The 19,317-nt window shown below is 68.9% G+C and carries 20 protein-coding genes and 1 pseudogene; 10 read left to right on the forward strand and 11 right to left on the reverse strand.

Annotated features, from left to right (window positions below; translation table 11 throughout):
• Positions 1–277: 277 nt before the first annotated feature.
• Positions 278–622, forward strand: a complete 345-nt coding sequence (locus IEZ15_RS41070) for a DUF2750 domain-containing protein (RefSeq protein WP_114243013.1) — start codon at positions 278–280, stop codon at positions 620–622.
• Here IEZ15_RS41070 and IEZ15_RS41075 read toward each other — a convergent pair.
• A protein-coding gene (locus tag IEZ15_RS41075; protein ID WP_229846493.1) for an IS5 family transposase occupies positions 619–1,466 on the reverse strand; the annotation gives its coding sequence in 2 pieces (ribosomal slippage) (positions 619–1,103 and positions 1,103–1,466; 849 coding nt in all). The two genes, IEZ15_RS41070 and IEZ15_RS41075, sit on opposite strands and share 4 nt — an antisense overlap.
• A gap of 251 nt (positions 1,467–1,717) precedes the next feature.
• Between IEZ15_RS41075 and IEZ15_RS41080 the strand changes: the two genes are divergently transcribed.
• Both IEZ15_RS41080 and IEZ15_RS41085 read left to right on the forward strand, forming a co-directional pair.
• Positions 1,718–2,527 carry an alpha/beta fold hydrolase gene (locus IEZ15_RS41080; protein ID WP_189282076.1) on the forward strand — a complete coding sequence of 270 codons (810 nt, stop codon included), beginning with the start codon at positions 1,718–1,720 and terminating at the stop codon, positions 2,525–2,527.
• Between the two features lie 107 nt (positions 2,528–2,634).
• Positions 2,635–3,441 carry a helix-turn-helix domain-containing protein gene (locus IEZ15_RS41085; protein WP_189282077.1) on the forward strand — a complete coding sequence of 269 codons (807 nt, stop codon included), beginning with the start codon at positions 2,635–2,637 and terminating at the stop codon, positions 3,439–3,441.
• Between the two features lie 267 nt (positions 3,442–3,708).
• On the opposite strand, the pseudogene IEZ15_RS41090 reads toward IEZ15_RS41085, so the two are convergent.
• Positions 3,709–4,308 (reverse strand): annotated as a pseudogene (locus IEZ15_RS41090) (transposase); the annotation flags it as partial.
• Between the two features lie 185 nt (positions 4,309–4,493).
• Between IEZ15_RS41090 and IEZ15_RS41095 the strand changes: the two are divergent.
• On the forward strand, positions 4,494–5,036 hold the full coding sequence (locus IEZ15_RS41095) for a DinB family protein (protein WP_189282079.1): 543 nt from the start codon (positions 4,494–4,496) through the stop codon (positions 5,034–5,036).
• 144 nt (positions 5,037–5,180) lie between these two features.
• Here the strand turns inward: IEZ15_RS41095 and IEZ15_RS41100 are convergent, their stop codons facing one another.
• The 7 genes from IEZ15_RS41100 to IEZ15_RS41130 form a co-directional block, all read right to left on the reverse strand.
• Positions 5,181–6,290, reverse strand: coding sequence for a C40 family peptidase (locus tag IEZ15_RS41100; RefSeq protein WP_189282080.1), 1,110 nt, complete (start codon positions 6,288–6,290; stop codon positions 5,181–5,183).
• A gap of 24 nt (positions 6,291–6,314) precedes the next feature.
• The gene (locus IEZ15_RS41105) at positions 6,315–9,035 is read right to left on the reverse strand and encodes a hypothetical protein (protein WP_189282081.1); all 2,721 of its coding nucleotides are present in this window, start codon (positions 9,033–9,035) and stop codon (positions 6,315–6,317) included.
• On the reverse strand, positions 9,032–10,525 hold the full coding sequence (locus IEZ15_RS41110) for an ATP-binding protein (protein WP_189282082.1): 1,494 nt from the start codon (positions 10,523–10,525) through the stop codon (positions 9,032–9,034). Before IEZ15_RS41110 ends, IEZ15_RS41105 begins: the two co-directional genes overlap by 4 nt.
• 32 nt (positions 10,526–10,557) lie before the next feature.
• Positions 10,558–10,761 (reverse strand): hypothetical protein, encoded by a 204-nt coding sequence (locus IEZ15_RS41115; protein WP_189282083.1) that lies wholly within the window; start codon positions 10,759–10,761, stop codon positions 10,558–10,560.
• Positions 10,761–11,777: a conjugal transfer protein gene (locus tag IEZ15_RS41120; RefSeq protein ID WP_189282084.1), complete on the reverse strand. Its 1,017-nt coding sequence runs from the start codon at positions 11,775–11,777 to the stop codon at positions 10,761–10,763. Before IEZ15_RS41120 ends, IEZ15_RS41115 begins: the two co-directional genes overlap by 1 nt.
• Positions 11,774–12,022 carry a hypothetical protein gene (locus tag IEZ15_RS41125; protein ID WP_189282085.1) on the reverse strand — a complete coding sequence of 83 codons (249 nt, stop codon included), beginning with the start codon at positions 12,020–12,022 and terminating at the stop codon, positions 11,774–11,776. The genes IEZ15_RS41120 and IEZ15_RS41125 overlap by 4 nt, the downstream gene beginning before the upstream one ends.
• Before the next feature lie 116 nt (positions 12,023–12,138).
• On the reverse strand, positions 12,139–12,981 hold the full coding sequence (locus tag IEZ15_RS41130) for a hypothetical protein (protein ID WP_229846494.1): 843 nt from the start codon (positions 12,979–12,981) through the stop codon (positions 12,139–12,141).
• 281 nt (positions 12,982–13,262) lie between these two features.
• Between IEZ15_RS41130 and IEZ15_RS41135 the strand changes: the two genes are divergently transcribed.
• The 4 genes from IEZ15_RS41135 to IEZ15_RS41145 all read left to right on the forward strand — a co-directional run bounded on the left by IEZ15_RS41135 (position 13,263) and on the right by IEZ15_RS41145 (position 15,698).
• Entirely contained in the window at positions 13,263–14,714 is a 1,452-nt protein-coding gene (locus IEZ15_RS41135) for a phage tail family protein (protein ID WP_229846495.1), read from the forward strand.
• Positions 14,711–14,971, forward strand: coding sequence for a hypothetical protein (locus IEZ15_RS45980; RefSeq protein ID WP_229846496.1), 261 nt, complete (start codon positions 14,711–14,713; stop codon positions 14,969–14,971). Before IEZ15_RS41135 ends, IEZ15_RS45980 begins: the two co-directional genes overlap by 4 nt.
• A 226-nt stretch (positions 14,972–15,197) precedes the next feature.
• Positions 15,198–15,374: a hypothetical protein gene (locus IEZ15_RS41140; protein WP_189282086.1), complete on the forward strand. Its 177-nt coding sequence runs from the start codon at positions 15,198–15,200 to the stop codon at positions 15,372–15,374.
• A 93-nt stretch (positions 15,375–15,467) separates the two neighbouring features.
• On the forward strand, positions 15,468–15,698 hold the full coding sequence (locus IEZ15_RS41145) for a hypothetical protein (protein ID WP_189282087.1): 231 nt from the start codon (positions 15,468–15,470) through the stop codon (positions 15,696–15,698).
• Between the two features lie 93 nt (positions 15,699–15,791).
• Here the strand turns inward: IEZ15_RS41145 and IEZ15_RS41150 are convergent, their stop codons facing one another.
• Positions 15,792–16,175, reverse strand: a complete 384-nt coding sequence (locus IEZ15_RS41150) for a DUF6415 family natural product biosynthesis protein (RefSeq protein WP_189282088.1) — start codon at positions 16,173–16,175, stop codon at positions 15,792–15,794.
• Positions 16,172–16,648, reverse strand: coding sequence for a hypothetical protein (locus IEZ15_RS41155; protein ID WP_189282089.1), 477 nt, complete (start codon positions 16,646–16,648; stop codon positions 16,172–16,174). The genes IEZ15_RS41150 and IEZ15_RS41155 overlap by 4 nt, the downstream gene beginning before the upstream one ends.
• A gap of 172 nt (positions 16,649–16,820) precedes the next feature.
• On the opposite strand from IEZ15_RS41155, the gene IEZ15_RS41160 reads away from it, so the two are divergent.
• A complete protein-coding gene (locus IEZ15_RS41160) occupies positions 16,821–18,059 on the forward strand; it encodes an NsdA family TPR-like regulatory protein (RefSeq protein WP_229846497.1) in 1,239 nt (412 codons plus the stop codon).
• 14 nt (positions 18,060–18,073) lie between these two features.
• Entirely contained in the window at positions 18,074–18,652 is a 579-nt protein-coding gene (locus tag IEZ15_RS41165) for a GNAT family N-acetyltransferase (RefSeq protein WP_189282090.1), read from the forward strand.
• Positions 18,653–19,317: the final 665 nt, after the last annotated feature.

The following is a 19,317-nucleotide window of genomic DNA, read 5'->3' on the forward strand; positions in this document are numbered from 1 at the left end:
ACTCCCGCCTCGGCCAGATCAGCCCGATCGCCTACGAACAACGATCAACTACGCTGGCCACCGCCGCATGACAACCGGTGTCCACGATCAAGGGGAAAGCCCCTTCGACACCAGGACACTGGCCGCCACCAGCGCTAGCCTGAGCGGAAAGGCGGGCAAATCAAACGAAAGACTGGACTGCGGACTGCGGACTGCCAACGTGACGCTGGCGCCGAACCGAGTGGAGACTTAGAACTCCTAACGAAATGGTTGTTGGGGAACGGTAGGCTCGGTGGCCATGAGTCAGAGCGGTTCGCAAGCGGCGGCATTCTTCCGAGACGTCCGCGAAAGCAGAGTGGTCTGGCTTGTCCGGGATGACGACGGAAGCCCGACTCACCTTTCCGCGGACGGCACGCGAAGTCTTCCCTTCTGGTCGACCTCGCCCCGCGCCCAGAGGGCAGCGAAGATCTGGGGGCGTGGGCTCCGCGTTGAGTCCATGCCCTTGGACACCTGGTGCGATCGCGCACTGCCCGATGCCGCCCGGGATGGACTCGTGATCGGCATCAACTGGAGCGGGCCACGCCTGGTCGGCTGGAGCTTCACCCCCAAGGAAGTTCTTAACCGGCTAGCGGCGGCTAACTAGCCCACGGCATCGGTCACCAGAGCGCGCAGTCGCCGCCAGCAGATGAGTGCGCATCCGAGGGTGAGGAAGGCTTCGTGGATGTCGTCGCGGATCTCCCAGCGGATCCGCAGTCGGCGGAACCAGTGCAGGTGGGCGAACGCGCGCTCTACGACCCAGCGTTGCTTGCCCAGGCCGGAGCCGTGCTCGGTGCCGCGGCGGGCGATCAGCGGCTTCACGCCGAGGTTCCAGACGAGACGGCGGTACTTGTCATGGTCGTAGCCGCGATCCCCCAGCGCCACATCGGGGCGGTAACGGGGCCGGCCCCGCTTACCCCGCACCGGTGGCACGGCCTGCAGGAGTGGGATGCGCTGGGTGACGTCGTTGCGGTTGCCGCCAGTCAAGGTGGCGGCGAGCGGGATGCCGGTGGCATCGGTGATCAGATGATGCTTGCTGCCCGCTCTGCCCTGGTCAACGGGGCTTCGTCCCGTCTTGGGGCCCCTTTTAATGCCCGGATGTGGGAGCCGTCGGCCGCCGCCCGGGAGAAGTCCAGGGCGTTCGCGCTGCGGAGCCTGACGAGGAGGGCCTCGTGCAGCCGGGGCCACACACCTGCCTCGGCCCACTCGGCCAGCCGCCGCCAGCAGGTCATGCCCGAGCCGAAGCCGAGTTCCTGCGGCAGATGTTCCCAGGCGGTCCCAGTGTGCAGCACGAACTGGATGCCCTGGAATACCAGCCGGTCCGGATGCCGCTTGCGCCCCGGGTGCCGGGTCCGACGCTCGACCTTGGGCAACAGTGGCTCGATCACCGCCCACAACTCGTCATCGATGTTCCACGGCTTCGGCCGAGCCACCCCACACCCCTGGATCATCAGTCCCGGAATGATCCAACCACCTCGGAGATCATTTCGTTAGGTGTCCTGTCGCGGTGCAGCTGGTACATAGGGGCTCGTTGACCTGCATGAATGCCAGGTAGTTCGAGACTGCCGATGGCTGCCGATCTCAAACGGCCTGGCTTTCGCGGAAGTCCCGCTCGCCGTGGAGACGGAAGCCTGGCGATCGCCGGCCCCGTGACGACATTTGTACAAGACCGAGGGCCGGCAGCCCAGGCATCCTCCCGTGTATGGGTATCTACGACGGTAAGCATTTGCACGGGATGCACGTGGTCCACGACGGCCCGCGGGAGGCGCCGCCGCTAGTGCTCATCCACGGATCGGGGGCCTCGGGCAACTCCTGGGGCCCGGTAGTGCCGGCACTGGCCAGCCGGTACCACGTCATCCGGATCGACCTCCCGGGCCACGGTCAGTCCCCGCCCGCGCCGTCGTACGACGTGCCTGAGCAGGCAGCCAGCCTGGCCACGGCGCTCGATAAGCTCGGCCTTCGTCCGGTCACCGTGGCCGGGCACTCCAGCGGCGGATACATCGCCACCGCCCTCGCCGTACAGCGCCCGGACCTGGTGGGTTCGCTCGCACTGATCAGCAGTGGCCCGAGTCCCGACGCGCTCCTTCCGCAGCCCGTCCTCCTTCGGGTCCTGATTGACCCGCCGCTCGGCCCGCTTCTATGGAGAGTCCGTTCCGACGCGATGCTCCGCCGGGGGGTGACCGCGGTGTGCAACCGCCCGGTGGACGTCCCGGACGACCTGGTCGCCGACGTACGGGGCATTGGCTACCGCACGTTCAGGACGGTGCTGCGCCAAAACGGCGCGTACATCGCCGAGAGGAGCGTACCCGCGCGCCTGACCGCACTCGACGTCCCGGTTCTGGTGATCTTCGGCGCTGCCGACCCCCGCTGGGATCCGTCTTCGGCGCACCACTACGACACGGTGCCGAACGCGCGAGTCGAGCAGCTGCCCGACGTCGGGCACTTCCCCATGCTCGAAGCGCCGGAGGCGACCAGCAAGTTGCTGCTGCGCTTCGCAGCGACGGGCCGCTGACACCCATCGCCTAGCCTGGTGCTGTGAGGTCCACCGAATCACCACCTGACTGGGCGTCGGTAGAGGTCGCCGTGCCCCGGCAACCGGGCCGGCTGCCGGGGGTCAGCATGGCTGGGTTCCGCCAACGTGCTCCGGCGCGCGTGGATATCGCCATGGTGGCGCACCCCTCGGTCACTCTGTTCGTGGACCTGAGCGACGGAGACGGCCTTGTCTACGACGCCCACGGCCGGCGCGAATGCGGCAGCACGGTCGTTGGACTGGTACCGGGCGACCTTCGGCTCGGAGGCCGGGCGGCCGGGGGGATCGAGTGCCTCCAGATCCGGCTGTCGCCGGTCCTGGCGGTTGCGGTGTTCGGCGCATCGACCGACCTCAGCGGGACGGTGGTCTCCCTGGAGGATGTCTGGGGCCGCGACGCCGGGCGAGCCGAGGAAAGGCTGCGGGCCGCCGCGTCGTGGGACGAGCGGTTCACGATCGCAGTGGATGCCCTTGGCCGACGGATGAGCGCCCGCCCGTCGCTTGATCCAGGGGTGGCCGCTGCCTGGTGGCTGATGCTCACCAGCCGGGGACGGGTGCGCGTCGACAGCCTGGCGAACGAGGTGGGATGGAGCCGTAAGCGCCTGTGGTCCCGCTTCCGGTCCCAGATCGGCCTCACCCCCAAGCACGCCGCCCGGCTGGTGCGCTTCGACCACGCCGCCCATCTCCTTGCGGCGGGTAACGCCGCCGCCCAGGTGGCGGCCGCAAGCGGCTACGTCGACCAGGCCCACCTCCACCGCGAGGTCAAAGCGTTCACCGGGGTGACACCCACCGCCGTAGCCGCTGCGCCGTGGCTCGCCATCGATGACGTCGCGTGGCCGACCTCGTCTGCGGACCTGACACCGTCGACGTCTCCGATCCGTCAGGTTCCGGCGAAGTGAGCTGAGGTCCCACGAGAGACGAGGCATCGTCTCTCAGCACGTGCCCGGATGAGAAGCGGACAGCACAAACGAGAACGGGTGGGAATCCGACAGGTTCAACGCGACAGGACATTAGGAGTTCTTACGATCACGGGGACAATTGGGATCGGGACGTGCTGGCCTGGGGGTTTGGCTGTCGGGTGATCAGCAGGTTGTCGTGCGGACGGGCACCAGCTCGGTACTCGTCCTGCGGCGGGTTGCCCTGCGGGCGGAGCGGTCGGAGACCATGCGCACGGCGGTCTGGTCGTGCACGCGGCCCGGCCGCGTCACGCCGGAGAACAGGGTACGGCCTTGGTGATCGCTGAACGTAGTCGTCTTGATGGTGTTCTGCTTCTTCTTGCCGGAGACGAACGCCTTACGTCCGGCGCGCCCGGCCTTGGGACGTCTGACCTGGACTTCCGTGCCATCGATGCGGAGGTCGACGCCTTCGGCTTCGGCGTAGGCGAAGACATCCTCCAAGGTCCGCAGGCGCAGGCCGCGCCGGTCGGGGACGGCGAAGCCACGGGCCGCGAGCAGCGGCCGGACCTCGCGGATCGCAGTGGAGATGGTGGAGCGGTCGACATCGAACAGCTCGGCCAGGGCGGCATGCGGAAGCCCGAGCCGCAAGTGGACGAGGGTGGCCAGCAGCCGGTCGGGGAAGACCAGCTTCTGCTTACGGCCCGCCCCAGCCGCCCGGCGCCGGGCACCCCCGCGCCGCTCATGCAACGCGGACTCGCGGACCGCCGTTCACCTGGGCGCGAGTTCTTGGAGTAAATCGCCGAAATGTGCGCGGGAGACCCCGGACAGGGCAGGATGGGAGCAGGCTGTACGGGCCCAGGTCAGCTTCACAACTCACCTAACCCGTACGGCCCTTCTCCGTCACGGCCTGATCTGACCTGCTCGCATTCGCCCGCGACGCTCGCGCGGATTCATCTCACGCGATGGGCCTGCTGCGCGCTACACCGTGACACCCTGATGCACCACACCAGGCGACGTGACGGCTGCCCTCCAGGGCACCATGCGAGGATCGAACGATGAGGAATCCCCGCCGTGAGTTACTGCGCTGGCAGTTCGACATGACGTGGTCACTGTTCGAGTACCACCTGGAGCGGCTCGCACCCGAGGCCTTTCTGTGGGAGCCCACTGACCTGACCTGGACAGTGCGCCCGGACGCCGCCGGGAACTGGCTGCCGGACTGGGCCAACACCGAGCCCGACCCCGTTCCGGTTCCCACCATCGGCTGGGTGAGCTGGCACATCGGCTGGTGGTGGAGCACTGCCATCGATCACGCACAGGGACGTACGCCCCGGGAGCGTACCGACATCACCTGGCCCGGCAACGGACCGGCGACCGTCGCCTGGCTACAGGATCTGCGTACCCAGTGGCTGGCGGTCCTCGACAAACTCACCGACGCCGATCTGGACGCCGCCTCCACGCTGCCGTGGCAGACCCCTCCGGACAACACCATCGGACACATGATCGCCTGGCTGAACGCCGAGCTGATGAAGAACGTCGCTGAGATCGGGCAGCTGCAACTGATCTGGGCGGCCTCGAAGTCGCGACCCAAGAAGCAATAGGGCTCAGCAGAAGGAACGTCTCCAGCACGGCAGCCGCGACGTCGAGCCCAATTGCTCCCCAGGTCGTTAGCCGGACGAGTCGAACGACAAGCTGATGACAAGTCACTTGGACAACGACATCTCTATTCGGAACCTACAGCGGTATCAGAGCACGCGGCGTACGTCCCAGTCGTACCGCTCCCAGTACCCGGACGTTGAGGTGGTCTCGACGGTCTTCCCTGGCCGGGGCGCGTGGATCATGATGTTGTTGCCGGCGTGGAGGCCGACGTGCCCCCAGTTTCCGTCGTTATTGATGACGATGAGGTCGCCAGGCCGGATCTCCGAGCGGGGAACCCGGGTGCCGGAGTGCCGCATCTGCTGGGAGGTGCGGGGAAGCGTGATCCGGGCGCCTTGGTAGAAGGCGTAGAACATCAGACCCGAGCAGTCGTAACCGCCCTTAGTCGGGCCCGTGGTGCTGCCGCCACCCCACACATAGGGGGTGCCGCGCTGCGCCAGGGCTGCGTTGATGACGGCGCCGGCCGGGCCGGTCGCCGTATCGCTTGTCCTGTTTCCGGTGGCGGGGAGGCGGTCGTACTCGGCGATGTGGCCGGTGACGTCGTCCACGTAGGTGTTGGAGTGGTTGTAGCGGTAGACCGCTTTGCGTAGCTGGTCGGTTCGGGACAGGTCGGTGGTCCCGGTGCCACACAGGTACACGGCCGTCCCGAGCGCTGCGTCGAACGCGTTGTGTGGGTTCTTCACGCCATCACCGTTCCCGTCCTGGCCGCTGGGGCCGTTCCAGGTGGAGGGCAGGAACTGCATGGGGCCCACGGCCCGGTCGTACGCGGTGTCGCCATCGAGCCGGCCGCGGTCGGTGTCGGAGAACGACGTCGTGTTCCCTCCGGCCCCGGATCCGTTGAGCCGGACACCGAGGATGCGCGGGCTGATGTCGCCGCTGGCCGTGATGCCGCGCCCGGCGGCGTGGTTGGACTCGATCTTGCCGATTCCGGCGATGACGGACCACCGCATGCCCTTGCACTTCGGGCGCAGGGTGCGGACCTCCTCGGCAGCGTGGGTGTAGGCGGACAGCATCACCGGGCTGATGCCGGCCACCGCACCCGGGGCAGCCCCGGTGACCGGCGGGGCCGCGTCTGCTTCCTCGTGCCCGGCCGCGCCGTTTGCGACGGCAGCGATGAACAGAATCAGCACACCGAGCACGAACGCCACCGGGACCAGGAGCCCGGATCCTGCCAGGACAGCCTTCCGTGTGCCGGTCATGACTGATCCGGCCCGGACGGTCCCTCAGGGGGCAACGGGCGTGGATAGAAGACCTCCGGCGGCGGACCGGAGAGCGGCCTCCTGACTACGGTGACGGGCCGCGGCGTGCGAGGTGTGGGGCGGCGTGGTCTCGTGACGGGTCCTGGGGTAGCGGGTGGCGGAGCGGCCTGTGTGGCACGGGGCTGCTGTGTGATGACGGGGCGCGTTGTACGGGGTGCCGGGGGAGTGGCGTTGGTGGCGCGTGGCTGCCGGACGCGGTGGAGTTGCTGCTGGAGCCTGGCCTGGGCTGCGCTGGTGGGCGGCTGCGCGACGCGCGGAGGCGCGGGGCGGCGCCGGGCCGCAGGCGCGACGGGTGCGGCAAGCGGAGCACGGGCCGGGGATGCGCCGGGGGCGGGCCGGGTGGCTGGTGCCGGTGGGCGGCGGGCACCGGGCGCGGTGGGCGGTGTGTAGGGGCCGAGGCCGGGCCGGCCTCGGACGATCCGGCCGAGTGAGCGCACGTTGTGCCGGTACTCCTCGGCGAACTGCTGGGCGGGCTGGACGTAACTCCGATTGAGGGCCTGGGCGCCCTGCTGAAGGTTCTGGACGGTGCTGCTGACTCTGCTGGCTGCCTGGCCGGGCAGGGCGGTCGCGGCGGCGCCGACCTTGCGGGCCGCGCGCGGCCCGTACACCGGCAGTCCGACGGTGGCCTTGAGGCCGAACATTCCGGCCTTCGCGGTGCCTTTGGCGCCCGCTTCGATGGTGCGGCCGGTGAGCTGTGTCAGTCCTGCCACGGCGCGGCCGCCACTGTGGGCGAGCCGGCCGCGTGGCGAGCCGGGTGGTGCCGATCCGTCCGGCGCCGCCGAGTGCGGCGCTGGTTCCTCCGGTGGCGACGGCCGCGCCGAGCATGAGGCCGCCGAGCAGCAGGCCCTTGCCGAGTCCGCCGCGCCGTGGCGGACTGGCGGGGGCGGGTGAGGTGGCGCCGCCCAGGGGTGAGTTGCCGAGGCGGTGACGGGCGCGTGCCACCGCTCCGCGGGTGGAGCGGGCGAGTTTCTTGCGGTAGATGAACGCGGCGACGCAGACGCAGTCCAGGAGGACGAACCGGACGGTGACACCGCCCGGCAGGTCGCTTTCCGGTGTGTTCAGTACGGCGTTGACGACGACGTTGAAGACGGACAGGGCGGCGATGGAGGCGAGCATCAGGGCGAGGCCGCGGGCGATGGCCGCGGCCCGGTCCCACAGCCAGGCCCGGCCGGGGCCGGGCAGGATCCCGGCCGCGAGGGCCACCTTCGCGATCATCGCCTCGATGGCGATCTGCAGCTGGGCGAAGAGGAACGCACCGTCCAGGACGATGACGAACGCGCAGGTGAGGAATGCGGCCAGGAGCATGAAGAGCGCGCCGCCGACCTTGTCCATCGACGCCTTCTTCAGCGTGCCGGCGTTCGGCACACATGCCTTCTCGAACGCCTTGATGGGGCCGGCCGCGTGGACCTGTTCCAGCATCTGGGAGGAGGTGCCATCGACAGCGGTGTCGACCATCCAGTTCTTGACGTTGTCGGGCAGCCCGATCCCGAACGGCAGGTCCTTGAGGAAGGACTTGCCTTTCTCCATCGTGGAGTCGACGAGCTGGTCGAACACGGCCTGCTGGATCCGCGAGTCGCGGAACTTCTTCCCGCAACTGCCGTCGAAGGTCCGCCCGTAGGACAGGAGCATGGCCGGCCGGGCGACGAACGCGTCCACGAGGGCATCGGTGATCGGCCGGGCCAGCGCGCTCGGCGACGAACGGACCTGCGCGCCCACGGTCGACCCGGAAGGCTTCTTCTCCCACTCTTTGTCGGTGGTCGGCCGGTTCGTGTCGATGGCCTCTTTGTCCAGGACCAGGGCGGCGGTCTCGACGGCCAGCGCCCGCACCGTGCCCACTACCCCGGTGTCGGTGCTGAGCAGGAGCTGCGGGGGCGAGGCGAGGGCGCCGAGCGCGAGCGCGGAAATGACCAGGGCCGCCGCCATCTCGCCCCAGCCGCGGACCCGGTTCCCGAACAGCAGATGCCACGACGCGACGACCATCGTGAAGGTGAGGAACAGCGCCGGCAGCCCCATCTGCACGACGACCCCGCCGTACAGCGACGTCGACACCTGCAGCGCCGGCTTGAGTATCAGCCCGGCCAGGGAGAACGCCAGGCTCCAGGTCAGGAGGAAGCAGGCGAAGCTGACGATCCACTTGTTCCCCATGAACATCATCTCGACGAGGAACCCCTCCACGCTCAGGTCCCAGTCGTTCCAGTCCCCGGTGTCGGAGTAGATGCGGTACGAGCTGACGGGATTCCCGTCCCGGTCGGTCACCTCGAACGCGGACAACACCCCGCCCTGCGCGGCCCGGTCCTTCTTGTACTTCGCCACGAGCTCGTCGAACTCGGCGCGGGCGGCCTTCTCCTTCTCCTCGGCCTCCTTGATCCCGTCGCGGATCAGCGGGGAGTCGTCCGGCCTGCCCGAGGTTCCCGGATCGGGCACCATCGGGGTCGGGTCGAGGGGGTTGTCCGGGCCGGGCAGTGTCGGGCCCACCGAAGGCGTCGGCGACGGTGTCGGGGCCGCGCTGGCCGTCACGGTCGCCAGCACCAGCGATGTCAGGCACGACAGCGCCAGCAGCGCCAGGCCCACGGCCATGGACCGCCCGGGACGCAGCCACCGCTTCACTCCCTGCAGCACGCGCATGCCCCGGGCCCGGGTGCGCGGTATCGGTGTTCCCGCCGGTACGGCGGCCCGCTTGGTCACGTTGCTGCGCTCTGCATGGGCTGGGAGTGGATGTGAGCGACGGCCTGTTCGTCGGCGGGCAGCGTGACCTGCATGGCGCCGATCCGCCCGGTCAGATCGCGGTGCAGGCACTCGCCGGCCCGCGCGGCGCGTTCCTCGTCGCTGAGGTCGGGGCTGTTGGGGGACAGCCCGGTAGTGACCAGGGTGAGGAGGTCTTCGTCGTCGGGGTTGCAGCCGAGGAAGCGCAGGGCCCGGCGGGCGAGGTTGATATCCGTGTGCCGGAACACGAACTTGCGGGGGATCAGGCCGCGCAGGATCTGCCCGTTCTCGTCGGCGTCGGGGCCGATGTCGTCTGCGTCGTGGGCGCCGAAGAGCGCTCCCGCGTTGTGCTTGCGCCCGTCCTTGACCAGCTCAAGCGCCAGCGCCAGGCCCTCCGGGCTGGAGGTCAGCCACCAGCATTCGTCCCACACCACCAGTGCGAACTCGTCCAGGTCCGCGTACGCGACCTTCCGGGACAGAGCGGCGATCAGGTACATCACCGCACGCCCGAAGATCTTCTCGAACTCCATCTTGTCCAGCCGGTCCCCGCCGCCGCGCAGTTCGCTCTTGGTGGGCAGCGCGAGCGAGGACACCGAGAAGACCAGGGTGTCGGCCGACGAGCCGCGGACCACGGGCAGCGATTCGTCGAACACTGCGCGGGCCAGGTCCTTGCGCCTCACCGCCGACAGTCGGCGGGCAGCCATCGCCGAATGCGTATCACCGGACGCACCGCGGTTGGTGAGCTCCTCGACCAGGACCCGCATCGAGGGATGGGGCTCGGCCAGCACCACCTCGACCGCCTCGGACAGAGCGATGCCCTCATCACTCATCGGAGCCAGCCCCAGCAGCAGCGTCAAGAAGCTCTCGGTGAACCGCTGCGCTTCCCGCCCGGTGAACGTGCGCAGCGGATCGAGGGAGACGGCGGCCTGGTCGTCGATGGTGATGCACTCGGTCTCACCCGGGCACGCCTGCGCGTAGCGGAGCCATTCCTGCCGCGGTGTCCGGTCCACGATCACGGCCCGGCCGCGCCGTGTGCCGCCCCGCATCCGTCGCCCTGCGGCAAGCACGGAGTACACGGCCGACTTCATCGCGGTTGTCTTGCCTGCACCGAGCTCCCCGATGAACGCTGCGGTCGCCGAGGTGTTCTCCCGTGGGCCGCGCGTCCAGTCCGTCAGCACCGGCCGGACTCCGCCGCCGGCCAGATGCAGACCGAACAAAGGCCCCGTGGCATCGCCGAGTCCGCTGCCCGTGAACGGGCCGGCCATCGCGAAGTCCCGCGCCACCAGGTACTGCGCGTACTGGGCCATGACCTGCGGGGTGCGGGTACCGGGCAGCATCCCGTGCCAGAGGTTCTCCTGCTCGCCGCGCGGGCGGGTGAAGGTGTACTCGTCGCCGGCGAAGTGCCCGGTGAGCTCCCCGGCCCGACGCTCGGCCTCCTCGGGGGTGCCGCCCCATACACACAGGGCGGTCATGGCACGGACCTCGACCTCCGTCTGCGAGGCGGTCAGCCGCTCGCGGCCGCGAACCACAGCGCCGCTGCACCGATCAATGCCACACCGCCGGCCAGCACCGACTTCGTCTTGGCCCAGGCGGCTGCCACTGACGCGACCACCATGAGCCCCATCACTGAGCCGACCAGCAGAGTTGTGATCTTCTGGGCGAGCTGGTCGACGTCGTCGATTGCCCCGGCCAGTACCGTCATGTCCATCACTGCGCGGTCTCCTTCTTCTCGGCCCCGGCCGGCTCGTTGCTCAGCACGGGGGCGCCTTCCACGGATGCGATCTCCCAGCGCCCGCCCCGCCCGGTGATCGTGATCGCGTACGCCAGCGGCCGCTTCTGACCGCCGGTATCGGACGCGGTGATGTCGACGAGGAGCTGCCTGCGCGCCCCGTCCGACTTCGGACCGGCGCTGCCAGGGTCGTTCGTGCCGACCTCGGCGAGCCGGGCCACCTCGACCTGCGTGTACGGCGCGGGCGACACCGCCGCCAGGGCCGTACCGGGGGACAGATAGCGGTCGAGCTCACCGCTGCCGGCGAGATAGGCGGCGAAGAATCCGTTAAGCGTCTGCGCAGCCGGATCGGTACTGCGAACCGGGACCGACTGCCCGTACGCCAGCGACGGAGCCTCACCGGACAGCGGCGCGCCCACTTCGGCCGGCAGAGCCGCAGCCGCCAAGGCACCCCCCGCACCGGTCCTGACCGGGACCTGGAAATACCGCAGCACCGGCCCGGCCTTGACCTCACCCGGCCCCGGCTCCTTCTTCCCGTCCGCGGTACCGACCGGGGCCACCCGGGCAGCCACGGTCACCGACCAGTAGCCGGAGGACACGAGACGCACCCGCACCGCCGCGAGCTCCTGCGCCCGCTGCACACCCGGATCCGCCGTCAGACTCACCTCACGGGCATTCGGCAGGAACGGCGCCAAGGACTCCTCCGTGCCCTCCCCGGCCGCGAGATACGCGCTCACGAACAGCTCGGCGAACCCGCCCGGCCCCGCCGACTGCCCGGCCGCCGGCTGCTCCTGACGGACCGGGGCTGCAGCCGGTGCGACCGCGGGCCGGGACACCAGCGCCCACCCCGCCAGCACCGGCCCGGCCACCAACAGGACCCAAGCCGTACGGCGGATCACCGTCACCGTGTTCGCCGCAGCGCCCAGGGAACCCAGCGACCAACCGCCCGCCTCGGCCGGCAGCGCATCCTCCGTATGCTCCTTGCGGCGCTTCACGGCTGCTCCTGCCGCATCCGGGCAGCCAACGTGTCCCGCGCCGCCTTCGGCAACGCCGCCCAGCGGGCGAACGCCGCCTGCGCCGGTCCCGCATCCTCATCGAGATAGGCGCGCATGGACGCCGCAGTCCGGTCCGCGAACGGCGCCATCTCCAGCTGCACCACCAGATCACGCAACCGCCGACGTGCCTGCATCAGCAGCGCGAAGTCTGCACCGTCCCCTGTCGCGAGCACCGGATCCGCCACGTCCTGCTCACCCCTTCCAAGCCCAGGTGCGGCAGCCGTTCCGCCACACACCCGGACCAAGGAGCCCCCACGCCCCAGACGTGACAGCCGCAGCCGAGAAATCTGAGAAATCGTCATCACGCGGCCTGCACCCACTGGTCAGCGACCGCCCGCAACTGCCGCACGGTCCGGCTCCGACGCTGCCGCCACGCAATCGCGGACACACCGGCCCGCTCCGCGCTCTCCCGCGCCCCGGCCCGCGACTCGTCCGCGATCACCCGCGCCCGCACTGCATCGAGCAGTCCGGCGGCCACGGCCCACACCAGCAGCTCGACCAACTCGCCCCGCGCGCCGTCCGGAATCTCACCGGCCGAGATGAGCCCGGCCTCGACGGCCTGCTGGCCGAGGGCCGTCTGCCAGGCAGTCTCCGCCGGATCGTCCGCCGCCGGCTCGCCGGGTACGGCCGCGGATTCGAGTACGGGGTGCCACGGCAGCGCGTCCGTCTCCGTGTCCGCCTGCAGCTCACGGCTCGCCAGATGCAGCGTCTCCAGGAGAAGGTTCGCCGCGACCCCGCCCTTCCGGCCGAGCGGATACCGCCGCACCACCTGATACAGGCACGCGACGACGACCTGCCCTGTCTCGTCGAAATCCCGGCCGGCCCGCAGCAGCCGCTGAGTCATCCGCACCGCACCCGGCAGCATCGCCTGGACCACCACCCGCGCCGCCAACTGCGCCCCTGCGCCCTCGCCGGCCGCCCGCTCCAGGAACACTCGCATCCACCGGTCACTGTGCACACGCCCCTGCGCCCGGTCCCGGCACTCCAATTCGGCCAGCACTTCCTGAAGACCAGCCGCGCACCCGCTGCTGAGGACGACCCCGCCCTCCTGTAGCCAGCCCAGCACCATTTCGACGCGCCCGGACTCGGCGCAGGCCAACGCCCATTCGGCATCCAGCGACTCAAAGATTCGTGGTCCAGTCACGACAGCTCCCCGTTCAGGTGATGCCGTGAACTCTCCTCAGCGCCCCTGACCCGATCGCTGACCCAAACCCCCGAATGCGCAGGTCAGGAGGTTGCCCAAAAGCCGACCCACGTTGTACCCCGTGCTGAACCGCGGCGAGGGCCAGTCCCCACGAGCCCGGCTTCGGCCAGCTCGCCCGTAAATGCTGCTCGCCCTTCAGTCCAACCTATGGAGCCAAGTCCTCCGCGCTCCCGCCGCGGGACGACAAGGAGGCGCAGGGCAAGGCGGCGAACGCGGAGAAGATGAATGCTGCGAAGCCCGGCGAGTTCAACAAGCAGGCGTTTATCGACGCGGTGAACAAGGCCATCGACTTCCAGGCCCCGAAAAACCTTGACGGCGCCGACAAGTTCTCCAAGGCACAGCAGTTGAGTACCGCGAAGGCCGGGGCGGCGGCCTCCGGGGCGCAGACAATGAACGCGCTGACGGCGACCTGGGCTTCGGCTGGCAAGCAGGTCGACGGCGGGAAGGGCGAGACGAAGTCGAAGGACGAGAAGAAGCGCGCCGAGGTCACGGCGAAGCTGCAGAAGGTCTACGACGGCACGAAGAAGGACGTCGAGGAGACCCTGTCCGGCCTGGACAAGAAGGTCGACACCGCGTTCACGACGGGTGAGAAAGCCGCGCGGGACGCGTTCACCGCGGACCACAAGCGCCGGATGAAGGCCTACAAGGACAAGCGGTACTCGGGCTGGACGGGCAAGGCCCGCTGGGTCAAGGACAAGTTCGCCGGCCTGCCCAAGGAGGCCAACGACCTCTATCAGGAGGCCCGCAAGCTCTACGTCGCGAAGATGCAGACGGTCATCTCCTCGGTCGCCGACATCATCGGCGCGGAACTCGGCAAGGCCAAGGCCCGCATCGCCAAGGGCCGCACCGAGCTGAAGGCGGAGGTCGACAGGCTTCCCTCCGACCTGCGCCAGTTCGGCGAGGACGCGGCGAAGGACTTCGCGGGGAAGTTCGACGACCTGGAAGCCACCGTCAACGAGAAGTCCGAACAGCTCGTCCAGGACCTCGCGACGAAGTACACGGCAGCCCTGAACAAGATCGACGAGGAGATCAAGAAGCTCCAGGAGGCCAACAAGGGCCTGATCGACAAGGCGAAGGACGCGATCGTCGGCGCGATCAAGACGATCAACGAACTGAAGAACCTCCTCCTCGGCATCCTCGCCAAGGCCGCCTCCGCGATCATGAAGATCATCAAGGACCCGATCGGCTTCCTGGGCAACCTGGTCAAGGCGGTGGGAGCGGGCCTCAACCTCTTCATCACCAACATCGCCGACCACCTCAAGACCGGCGTCGTGTCCTGGCTGCTGGGCACCGCGGTCAAGGCGGGCCTCGAACTCCCCCAGAAGTTCGACCTCAAGGGCATCATCCAGCTCATTGCCTCCCTCCTCGGCCTGACCTGGGCCAACATCCGCGCCCGCATCACCCGCAAGGGCGTCCCCGACCAGGCCATGAGCGCCGTCGAGTCCTCCGTCCCCGTCGCCCAGACCCTCGCCCGCGAGGGCCCCGCGGGCGCCGTCAAGGAAATCACCGCCGAAGCGGGCGACCTCAAGGCCACGATCCTCGAAAAACTGACCAGCTACCTGATCCCCACCGTCATGATCGCGGGCATCACCTGGATCGTCTCCCTCCTCACCCCGCCTCCGCATTCGTCCGCGCGGTCAAGGGAATCATCGACATCGTCACGTTCATCGTGAACCAGGGCGCCCAGATCATCGAATTCGTCAACGCCGTCCTCGACTCCGTCATAGCCATCGCCAACGGCGGCACCGCAGGCGTCCCCAAAATGGTCGAGACCGCACTCGCCGCCAGCGTCCCGCTACTGATCGGCCTCCTCGCCTCGCTCCTCGGCATCGGTAGCTTGGCCAACAATGTCAAGAGCGTCTTCCACGCCGTTGCCCGCCCCGTCAACCGCGCCATCGACAAAATCATCAACTTCATCGCCAGAGCTTAATTATTGAATTAGATCGAATAAGAAATGAGTGGTGAGATGCTTGCGGCGGTCGCAAGTTGACTCAAGTCAATCTGAGCGAATAGTGGTGAATAATTCGCGAAATAGCAATCCAAGTAACTGGTAAATCTGCAAGGTGTCATGGTGTGGTCCCTCGAATGGGGCTGGATCACAGACTGTTTTAGCCCTGTACTCAGTTCAAGTGCGCTCATGAAAACGGAGATTCCTTGTGTCCTCGTTCGTCCTGCTGGTTCTACTCCTTCTGATCCTCGTCACCCTCCTTGTGGTGGGCGGTGTCGCCTACATTGCGCACCGGCATCCGGCCTTCGCCACCCCGTTGATGGTCGCCACGGGCGCCGCGGCGGTCCTGGTGGCATGCCTCGGTGTCATTGCCACCGTCCGATGAAGCCGAGGCATGCCACCGGGTTATCCACAGGACACAGCAGGCCGTGCCGCTCCGCTGTAGCGCGCTGTCCCTGCCGATCAACGGGGGCGCCGAATGCGGTACGTACGGCTGGAGTGGCTCGCTGCGGATGTCATGGCCGGTCTGCCGTCCGCAGCAGCGCGGGCTGCGGTGCAGAACCTGCTCGTCGAAGTCGCGAAGCATCCCGACCGGTGGCCGACATCCGGTGGCGAGGAAGCCGTCGACGAGTTCGGTACCCGGTGCTGGGTCTCCTGCGTGGCTTACCACGACGGCCTGGAGGTCCGTGACATCGGGTGGGTGGGCTGACAGGCGCCCGCGCTCATGAGGCGGAGAAACCCCCGGCTGGAGAAGGATTCCAGCCAGGGGCTCCATGCCTCCACGCAGGGGGAGCACCAGACGTCAGGATGGTGAAACCGGCTGCGCCTTGTCGAGTTGGTCCAGTGCCCGGTACAGCGCCTTCACCAGCCGGGCCCGTTGCTGCGCGTGCGCGAGGGTGGTCTGGGAGGTCACCGACAGGCGGCGCTTCGCTTCCTGAAGGACCTGGTCGGTCACTGGCCGCAGCTCACTGTCCTTGGGCAGGGCCTCGAAGTGCCGGCGGACTTCGGCGGCGACGATTCGGGCGTGCCCGGTGAGGAGCAGAGCGATCTGCGCGCAGTCGCCCGCCCGCAGACCGCTCGCGTCCTTCCGTGCCAGCATCGCATCGACCAGCGCGGTAATGGGCGCGCGGTCGAGCGGCAGCTCCTGGTCCAGGAGCGCCTCGGGGTCGTACAACACCGCGCTCATGACTGTGACTCCTCCGGTTCCAGGCCCGTGACCAAGTCGGTCGGATCGGTGGCGATGACGAACAGCCCCCGGCCCAGCAGCCAGGACCGCTGTGCGTTCCAGTCGTGCCAGCGGTAGGCGATGTGCGCGAATGCGGGGACGACGATCCCGGCGACCCGGCCGCCGTCCACCGCTGCGCGGACCCGTGCCCAGCCCGGCCGCAGCTCCGTTTCCTGGTCGAGCGGCCCGCTGTCGGTCACCGCGCAGCCGGCCGGAACGACCCAGCCCTGCGCCTCCGCGTGCGCAGCCAGGGGCGCCGTCACCAGGTGCTCCATGGCCGGCACCGGGACCACGGCATACAGCGCCACCGCGGTCACCGGCGCGACGGGGGCCCCGCCCACTGCCACTGCCGGGGCCCGGAGAGCCGCGATCTTCCTGCGCACCCTGGCCGGTAAGGGCCGGGCAGTGCGGCGGTGGCCGGACGAGTTCGGCATGGGGCCTCCCCAGGGACGGTTTGTCGGCGTACTCCCAGACAACCGCGACACGTTCGGGTGGGCTCAGGCCAGATTCCGGGCAAGTACCGAGCAGGGACCGGACAGTTTTACCAACGGAAGAAAAGCGGCAGGACTACCGTCTGTGCCGCGACCGGCACCTACGGGGGAACCGATGGACAGACAGCGAAACGCTCAACTCGAAGCCGTGATGGCCAAGTACGGCTTCACGCACCAGAGCCTGGCCAACGAGATCAACCGGATCACCGCACAGATCTTCGGAGAGACCCACCCCCGCAAGTGCACCGACCGCCACGTCAGGCGCTGGATCAGCGGCGAAGTCCAATGGCCCTGGACCCGCTACCTTCACGCCCTGGAACAGCTCTTCGACCGTCCGGCGCAGGCGCTCGGCTTCATCCCGAGAGGGAAACACAGCGCGAATCTGCCCGCCCCGCCACGGTCTCCCGCACCGACGAAGGAGGCGCCCGTGCGCCGCCGCCGCTTCATCACCGCGCCCGCCGCCGCAGCGGTCGCCCTTGCCCTCAACATCGACGAAACCCCCGCCAGCGGCCGCCTGTCGATGACCGACGTCGCACGCGCCCGCGAGCGGATCGACCGCCTCGACGCCCACTTCAGCGCCATCGGAGGCCAACCCCTCCTGACCGTCGCGACCGCCTACCTCGACCGCCTGTCCACCGCAGCCGACCACTGCACCTACGGGCCCCGCGTCGAGCAGGCACTCCACACCGCCATCGCATCACTGTGCAGCTCCGCCGGATGGGCCGCCGACGACGCCAGGGACCTGGACGCGGCACACCGGTGGCGCACCACCGCGCTGCAGAGAGCCATCCTCGGAGCCAGTCACCGGGCCCAGGCCCGTGCCTGGTCCGACCTTGCGGTCCACGCCCGCCGCGGCGGCCACCACCGCGAAGCCCTGCGCATCAGCCAGACCGCCCTCGCCAGCCGCGAAGCCCGCCAGGACCCGCGCTACGCGGCCCTGCTCCAATCCCGCCTGGCCATCGGCCACGCCCGCGCCGGCGACCGCCCGGCCGCCGCCCGTGCCCTGCTCGCCGCTCAGACCGCACACGACCGCATCGACCCCATCGCACCCGCACCGCGATGGCTCAACTTCCTCACCGCCGCCGAGATCAGCGGACTCGCCGCCATCACCCACCAGGCGATGGGACACCTCGCCGACGCCGAGACCGCCACCGCCCAGGCCCTGACGCTCCTCGACCCCGGCCTGCGCCGCAGCCGCGCGTACTACAGCGTCCAGCTCGCCGAACTCCAGATCGCCCGGGGAAACATGGCAGGTGCCCGAACCACCGCGTCAGCCATCGACACCACACGCGTCAGCAGCCAGAGCATCACCGGCCGACTCGCCACCGTCCACCGCACCCTCGCCGCCGCATAGGAGAACCACCCGAAGTGACCGCCGACATAGAACTCCGCCACTACACCCACCACCACGCCGCCCACCTGCGCCCGCTCCTGCTTGACGTGTACGCCGAGGTCTACGCGAAGGAAGGGCAGAACGACCCGTTCTGCGCCATCGACCGGTTCGCCGAAGGACTCGACAGCTGGATGGCCCGGCCCGGCTGGAACTGCGTCGTCGGATACGACCACGGGAAGCCCGTCGGCTACGCCTACGGAGCGCCGCTTCCCCCCGGCGCCCGCTGGTGGGGCGGACTGCTCACCCGCGTACCAGCCGACACCCTCACCGAGACCGGCACACGCACCTACGCACTCAGCGAACTGATGGTCTGCACCCCCTGGCGCAAGACCGGCACCGCACGCCGACTCCACGACGAACTGCTCGCGGCCCGGCCCGAGCAGCGCGCCACACTCCTGGTCCTCCAGGACCACCCCAAGGTCCGGGCACTGTACGAATCATGGGGCTGGCAGACACTGGGCGACCTGCGCCCGCGCCTCCTGAACGCGCCGCTCTTCCACGCCATGCTGCTGGATCTTCCGCCGCGCGGCAGATCCGTCATTGCTACTACCTAGTCGAAAGGTCCCAGCGGATCCGCAGGTTGCCTAACAGGTTGCCTAACAGGTTGCGTATCGGGTTGCTTGACTGGTTGCTTAGCGGGTTGCGCAACGGGTTGCCAACGGTGGATCTGCTGGAGCGCCTTTCTGCAGGTCAGGGGGGTGGGTCAGTGTGACGCAGCCGCCGACACCTCTTCCCTCAAAGGGGAAGAGTGCCTTTCCCCTTCCCCCGGCCGGGCGCCGGCTCACCCCGCGGCGGTGCCCGCTCCCGGGTCGTCTCCGCCGGGGTCGTCTCCGGCACCAGGACTCGTGCTCCTGACCATCGAGCAAGATCGTCTCTACGTGCCCCTGGGCCGCAGGTGCCCTTCCCGGGCTTTGTCTGCGCCAGGCCGCCACGCCGCGCTCGAAGGTACCTGAGGGCGTCGTGGACGGTTCCGTGGGCACGTCCGTCTCTCAGGGCCGGGGCGTGAGCAGGACCGCTGTGGGACAGGGCGCCTTCGCTCGGCACGACGCACAGTCATAGGTATGGGCAATGAGGACGTCGTACGCCTCATCCCCGCGTCGGGAATGGCTAGCTTTCGTCAGTGACACATCGGCTCCTTCGGGCAGGTACGGCAGCGTCGGGGAAAGATGAAGACGGACGTGCCCTCGCGCTCAGGGCGGGAACCGAGGTCCACAGCGGT

Source organism: Streptomyces atratus (assembly GCF_014648655.1).
GTDB lineage: Bacteria > Actinomycetota > Actinomycetes > Streptomycetales > Streptomycetaceae > Streptomyces > Streptomyces atratus.

Bases quoted from the DNA above. Each gene is read 5' to 3' on its own strand.
- IEZ15_RS41095 (WP_189282079.1), top strand. From the start codon at position 4,494: ATGAGGAATCCCCGCCGTGAGTTACTGCGCTGGCAGTTCGACATGACG.
- IEZ15_RS41070 (WP_114243013.1), top strand. From the start codon at position 278: ATGAGTCAGAGCGGTTCGCAAGCGGCGGCATTCTTCCGAGACGTCCGC.
- IEZ15_RS41135 (WP_229846495.1), top strand. From the start codon at position 13,263: ATGAATGCTGCGAAGCCCGGCGAGTTCAACAAGCAGGCGTTTATCGAC.
- IEZ15_RS41155 (WP_189282089.1), bottom strand. From the start codon at position 16,648: ATGCCGAACTCGTCCGGCCACCGCCGCACTGCCCGGCCCTTACCGGCC.
- IEZ15_RS41100 (WP_189282080.1), bottom strand. From the start codon at position 6,290: ATGACCGGCACACGGAAGGCTGTCCTGGCAGGATCCGGGCTCCTGGTC.
- IEZ15_RS41085 (WP_189282077.1), top strand. From the start codon at position 2,635: ATGGCTGGGTTCCGCCAACGTGCTCCGGCGCGCGTGGATATCGCCATG.
- IEZ15_RS41160 (WP_229846497.1), top strand. From the start codon at position 16,821: ATGGACAGACAGCGAAACGCTCAACTCGAAGCCGTGATGGCCAAGTAC.
- IEZ15_RS41080 (WP_189282076.1), top strand. From the start codon at position 1,718: ATGGGTATCTACGACGGTAAGCATTTGCACGGGATGCACGTGGTCCAC.
- IEZ15_RS41150 (WP_189282088.1), bottom strand. From the start codon at position 16,175: ATGAGCGCGGTGTTGTACGACCCCGAGGCGCTCCTGGACCAGGAGCTG.
- IEZ15_RS41110 (WP_189282082.1), bottom strand. From the start codon at position 10,525: ATGACCGCCCTGTGTGTATGGGGCGGCACCCCCGAGGAGGCCGAGCGT.
- IEZ15_RS41115 (WP_189282083.1), bottom strand. From the start codon at position 10,761: ATGGACATGACGGTACTGGCCGGGGCAATCGACGACGTCGACCAGCTC.
- IEZ15_RS41145 (WP_189282087.1), top strand. From the start codon at position 15,468: ATGCGGTACGTACGGCTGGAGTGGCTCGCTGCGGATGTCATGGCCGGT.